Source organism: Candidatus Neomarinimicrobiota bacterium (assembly GCA_018647265.1).
Lineage (GTDB): Bacteria > Fidelibacterota > Marinisomatia > Marinisomatales > TCS55 > TCS55.
In genome coordinates, this window is sequence record JABGTK010000039.1 from 1 (window position 1) to 6,226 (window position 6,226).

At 39.9% G+C, this 6,226-nt stretch carries 6 protein-coding genes; 5 read left to right on the top strand and 1 reads right to left on the bottom strand.

Annotated features, from left to right (window positions below):
* The 5 genes from HN459_02755 to HN459_02775 form a co-directional block, all read left to right on the top strand.
* Positions 1-957: ABC transporter substrate-binding protein (locus HN459_02755; protein MBT3478362.1), on the top strand; the 957-nt coding region annotated here is incomplete at its 5' end.
* 28 nt (positions 958-985) lie between these two features.
* A complete protein-coding gene (locus tag HN459_02760; protein MBT3478363.1) occupies positions 986-2,155 on the top strand; it encodes an ABC transporter substrate-binding protein in 1,170 nt (389 codons plus the stop codon).
* Positions 2,156-2,206: 51 nt separating this feature from the next.
* Positions 2,207-2,968, top strand: a complete 762-nt coding sequence (locus HN459_02765) for an ABC transporter ATP-binding protein (protein ID MBT3478364.1) — start codon at positions 2,207-2,209, stop codon at positions 2,966-2,968.
* Positions 2,961-3,701 carry an ABC transporter ATP-binding protein gene (locus HN459_02770; GenBank protein ID MBT3478365.1) on the top strand — a complete coding sequence of 247 codons (741 nt, stop codon included), beginning with the start codon at positions 2,961-2,963 and terminating at the stop codon, positions 3,699-3,701. The genes HN459_02765 and HN459_02770 overlap by 8 nt, the downstream gene beginning before the upstream one ends.
* Positions 3,701-5,527, top strand: a complete 1,827-nt coding sequence (locus HN459_02775) for a long-chain fatty acid--CoA ligase (protein MBT3478366.1) — start codon at positions 3,701-3,703, stop codon at positions 5,525-5,527. Before HN459_02770 ends, HN459_02775 begins: the two co-directional genes overlap by 1 nt.
* A gap of 93 nt (positions 5,528-5,620) precedes the next feature.
* On the opposite strand, the gene HN459_02780 is transcribed toward HN459_02775, so the two are convergent.
* A partial coding sequence (locus HN459_02780; GenBank protein MBT3478367.1) for a hypothetical protein occupies positions 5,621-6,226 on the bottom strand: 606 nt, incomplete at its 5' end.

Below are 6,226 nucleotides of genomic sequence, written 5' to 3' on the forward strand. Positions count from 1 at the left end.
CGAAAGATTCGCATGTTGGTGGAGGATGGCCAGTACAATCCGCAAAAGACGGTTGCTGCTGTAAAAAAATTAATTGAGATGGACAATATTTTTTGTTTATATCATGTAATTGGAACGTCTCCAGCCGAAGCTGTGAGGCCATTACTAGAGGAATCAGAAATTCCATTGGTGGCTCCTGCCACCCAATCGGGAACTATGTCAGATATGACCCGGCCAGGTGCGCGTTATATTTTTCACACCGATACTGGCTATGATCGCCAGGCGTTTATATTGACAAAATATGCAATGGGAATGGAAAAAGATGTGAAGATCGGGGTGATTTACCAAGATGATGATTATGGTGAAAATGTACTGAAGGGCATAGGAGAAGCAGAAGCGGAATTTGGTATTTCTGTTCAAAAGGAAAGTTTTCAGCGTGGTGCAACAGAATTTGCCGGCCAAGTTATGAATTTGATGAAAGGTGGTTGCACCCATGTGATTATAGCTGGAATTGTAAAAGAACCGATTATTATTATGAAGACCGCTGCCGTCATGGGATATTCGCCACAATTTATGGGGACTAGTCCCACTATGGATCACCGTGTAGCCCTTGCCGCCGGTGCTGCTGGAGAGGGATTTATCGCTGCCAACTTTTCCCAATTATGGGATTCGGATAATCCAATTGCTGCTCAATATAGAGATCTTTGTAAAAAGGCCGGTATTCCTGGAAAAATGATGGGTATGTATCATTATTATGGTTTTACTACGGCAATTTTCATGGTAGAAGGATTAAAACGTGCAGGGAAAAATCCAACTCGAAAAAAGTTAATCCGAGGTCTTGAAACATTTAAAAATTGGGATGAGGCTGGTTCCCAGCCCATCACCTACAATCGCAATGACCATGCCGGGGCGGAAAAAGTATTGTTGGTTCAGATTCAAAATGGGAAACAAATAATAATTTCGGATTGGTTGGAATAAATAAGAATTAATAAAAGGAATAAGTATAATGAAACAAATAATAAAACATATTTTACCTATCATTGCAATCGCATTGGTTGGGTGTAGCGGTGGCGCAAAATCCCCCGGTGTAACGGATACAGAAATTCTTGTAGGTACCACATCAGATCTCAGTGGCCCGGTAAAAGAATTGGGTGGCCTTATTACGAAAGGTGAGCAACTTTACTTTGATCATATTAACGCACAAGGTGGCGTCCATGGTCGGCAAGTGAAATTGTTGGTAGAAGATGCACAATACAATCCTCAGAAAACGGTGGTTGCGGTTAAAAAGTTGATTGAGAAGGAACAGGTTTTTTGTCTATTTGCAACTTTGGGCTCTTCCCATACGGAAGCAGTGCGGAGTCTTTTGGTAGAAGAAAAGATTCCCCTTATTGCTCCCGAATCACAATCAGGCACCATGTCAGACATGAGTCGCCCCGGTAGTAAGTATTTATTCTCAACAGAGTTGGGGTATAATCAACAGGGTAGGATCATGGTGGATTGGATTCTAAAACAAAATCCAGATGCAAAAATTGGTATCATTTATCAAGATGATGATTATGGTCAAAATGCAGTTGACGGTGTTATGACGGCAGAAGAAAAACATGGCATTACAATTCAGAAAGAAAGTTTTCAACGGGGCACCACTGACTTTACCGGACAAGTCAGTAATGTGATGAAAGGTGATTGTGATTATGTATTGATCGCAGCAATAGTAAAAGAGCCCATCATTATTATGAAAACCGCTGCTGCATTGAGGTATAAACCCCAGTTCATGGGATTTGGCCCAACCATGGATCACCGTGTAGCGCTGGCTGCTGGTGCTGCTGGAGAAGGATTTATTGCTGCAAGTGTAGCGAATATGTGGAGTTCAGATCATCCTTCTGCTATAGAATACAGAGAAATTTGTGAAGCAAATAATGTGCCACAAAAAATGAGGGGTATGTATCACTTTTATGGCTTTACAGCCGGACAGGTTCTGATTGAAGGATTAAAAAGAGCTGGAAAAACTCTAACCCGTAAAAGCCTTATTAAAGGGATGGAATCGATTAAAAACTGGGAAGGCACAGGTCTTCCTTCTTTAACTTGGGGCCCAAATGATAGAGCAGGCGCAGGGGAACTCATGTTGATCCAGATTGAAAACGGTGTTCAGACGCCAATCACAGGCTGGTTGAAATAAAATTGTAATAAAAGTAGTGCCGGTTTTCCAGCACCTTAATACAAAAGAATAATGAATCAGCTAAACATAAATAATATTACCATGCGCTTTTCGGGCGTGGTCGCTCTAAAAGGTGTGTCTCTTGCTGTGGAAGATGGTGAAATTTTTTCACTCATTGGCCCAAACGGTTCGGGGAAATCCACCTTGTTTAATTGCATTAACGGATTCAACCGTCCTCAAGAAGGAGGAATATCCTACAATGGGGCAAACCTGCTTAAAACCGCATCCCATAATGTAATTGAAGCAGGCATATCTAGAACATTCCAGAATATTCAAAATGTGCCCTTTATGACCGTCTTGGATAATGTGCTTTTGGGGGCCCATAGCAGGATTGATAATCACTTCACCCTAAATCGATGGCTATTTAAAGGATATCGGGAAAAAGAAGAAGCAATGGCCTTAGAGATAATGGAATTTCTTGGTATTGCAAATTACGAATCTAAATATATGAGCGGTCAACCATACGGAATTCAAAAATTGGTTGAAATTGCCCGAGCACTAATCCCCAAACCAAAAATGATTCTCATGGATGAACCTGCCGCAGGGATGAATGACCAGGAAACATTTGAGATTGCCAGAATCATTAGTGAAATTAGAGACAAACTGGGAATTACCGTATTAGTTGTGGAGCACGATATGAATTTGGTCATGAGTATTTCAGATCGTATCGGCGTTCTCGATACGGGTAAAATTGTCACTATTGGGAAACCTGAAGAAGTGAAAAATCATCCTGAAGTTTTAAAAGCGTATTTAGGAGAAGGATTCGATGCTTAGGCTAATTGGTGTTGAAACATATTATGGCAAAATAAAAGCCCTCCACGGTGTTTCTCTTGAAGTGCTTGAGGGGCAGTTGGTATGTATCCTTGGTGCAAATGGTGCTGGAAAATCTACGATCCTAAAATCGATTACCGGATTGGTCGAGCCAGAATATGGTACTATCCATTTTAATAATCAACGCATCGACAGGATGGAAGCAGAGGATATTGTTAAACTGGGTATCGGTCATGTACCGGAATGGCGCAGGATTTTTTCTGAGCTAACGGTAGAAGAAAACCTTCTAATGGGTGGGTTCCTTTTGAAGGATAAGGATATGCTTCATGATCGCATGGAAGAAGCCTTTCACCACTTTCCTATCTTGAAAAACCGAAGGACCCAGCAAGCGGGCAATATGAGTGGTGGTGAACAACAGATGTTAGCTATTTCTCGTGCCCTCATGTTGAAACCTAAATTATTATTATTAGATGAACCATCCTTGGGACTTTCACCTTTATTGGTTCAGGATATTTTTGCCACTATTAAAGAATTACACAAAGCTGGTACTACAATTCTATTGGTAGAACAAAACGTAAACCAGGCGCTAAAAATTGCCGATTATGGATATGTCCTTACAACAGGAAAAATATTCCTTAGCGGAACCTATGAAGAATTATTGGAAGAAGAAAAAGTGCGAGAACAATATTTGGGTGAAGGTAAATACAATCGTCGTGCAAAAGTGTGGAGTGGATAATGGATATTGATTTAATCAAATATAATACAATTCCAAAATTATTCTGGCGCCAAGTAGAAGAATTCTCCGATAATATATCCATATGGGAAAAGCAAAGTGGTTTGTGGCAGTCCACAACATGGGGTGAGTATGGTAAAACTTCGAAAGAGGTTGGTAATGCACTTTTGGCTTCCGGTGTTCAAAAAGGAGATAAAGTATCAATCCTAAGCAAAACCCGGCCAGAATGGGTGATGTCCGATATGGGAATTATTTGTTCAGGGTTCATCACGGCACCTATTTATCAATCCAATACCAATGAGCAGGTATTCTATATAGCGGATCAAAGTGACAGTGTTCTCGCCATTGTGGAAGACCAAGAACAGTTGGATAAAATGCTCGCAATATGGGATCGTCTGCCTAATATGAAAAAAATTGTAGTCATTGATGATTACCACCCAAGAAATCTACCCAATGTTTGTTCATTTAATGACTTTCTAGAAATTGGGCGGAAATACGGCGAAAAACATCCGGACCAATTCCAAACGCTGATTCGGGAAAGTCAACCGGATGAAATCATAAGTTTCACTTACACTTCCGGTACGACTGGAGATCCGAAAGCGGGTATGTATACTAGCAGGAATATAATCGCCGGAGGGAAAGCCTTACCTGATGCAACAGGTGTTACTGCAGATGATTTGTACGTATGCTTTTTACCATTGGCCCATATTGCAGAAAGATTAATTGGCCATTTTTTAAGATTTTTTGTAGGAAACCCTGCCGTATTCGCTGAAAGTATGGAGGATATGCCCCAAAATATTCGCCAAACAGGTCCAACATTTGTTTTTGGTACACCGAGGGTTTGGGAAAAATTTTATGCCAAAATTATTACGGGAGTTGGAGACGCATCTTGGTTTCAGCAAAAGATATATCACTGGGCTATTGGTGTAGGTAAAGCATTCACAGAAGATAGAGATGCGAATAAAAAACCATCATCTTGGCTTAAGTTAAAACACAAAGTTGCCAAATTTTTTATCCATGATAAAATAAAAGATATATTTGGTGGAAGAATACGATATATGTTAACGGGCGCAGCGCCGATTTCTAAAGAAATTATTCATTATTTCAATTGGGTGGGAATCCATGTATTTGAAGGCTATGGCATGACAGAAACATCTGGCGTTATAACCATTCAATCAGAAGGGAATGTTAAAATTGGATCGGTTGGAAGAGTGCCATCTGGTACTGAAATAAAAATTATGGAGGATGGTGAAATTTGTTGTCGCGGTGAGCAAAATATTAGTGGGTATTATAAGAACGAGATAGCAACCAATGAATTATTAAAGGCAGATGGTGAAGGTGGTTTTTGGCTGCATACTGGCGATGTAGGGCATATTGATGAAGATGGTTTTCTTTTTATAACAGATCGCAAAAAAGATATTATCATTACTGCCGGCGGGAAAAACATTGCACCACAAAATATTGAGAACCTCATGAAAACCAGTCCATACATTTCTCAAGCATTGGTCTATGGTGATAAAAAACCATATCTTACCATGTTGATTACTTTGGATGAAGATGAGATTACCAAATTTGCCCGGGATATAAAAATTCTTTATCAAGATTTGGCCGACTTAACCACGAAAGAAGAAGTAATCGATTTATTAAATCATGTTATTAAAGAAAAGAATAAAGATTTAGCATCCTATGAGAGCATTAAAAAATTTCGAATATTAAAGGAAGAACTGGATCAAGATAAAGATGAAGTTACGCCAACATTAAAGGTTAAAAGAAAAGTAGTGATTGCCCACAATGAAGATTTGATCGAAGGAATGTATTCTGGTAGATGAGTGTTGATAATCAATTACCAAAAGAAATACCTAATAATAGAGTTTTATTCTTGGTCCAGATGTAACCATATCTAACGAATAGGGTTATATACTTTAAATTTTAATAAATATCTTTTTACGGTACATCCAAGCTAGAATGAGCCAGAATATAAAGACATGAAACAGGGCGAATAAAAAGGAACCGTTCATATCTCCGGCGAAGGGCTGAAAAACTGTTCGGTATAAATAGCCATATCCGGATATCATCTGACCGTCTAGTTCAAACTTGATTTTTAGCATTATCTTTGCCCATATGCCAGAAGCGGCATAGAGAAAAATGGCATTAGCGCCAAAAATAATCAATGGTTTTGTCCATGCTTTAATACCTTTTACATCGACGACCCAGATCATGGCAGCCAAAACGATAGTGGCAATCCCGCCAGTGAACAGGACATAAGAACTGGTCCATAACTGTTTATTTATGGGGAAAGCAAAACCCCAAACCCAACCCATAATAATGAGTAGTGCCCCCAAGACAGCCATCCGCTGGGCATTATCTTCATGGTCTTTAGTTGTTTTAATCATGGTACCCACAAGAAAGCCGATCAATACAGTCACCACGGAGGGGATCGTACTGAGCAGTCCTTCCGGGTCAAATGGGATTCCCATACCACCATAGAGGTGATTATCCCCAAGGATATAGGAATCAACAATGAGGGC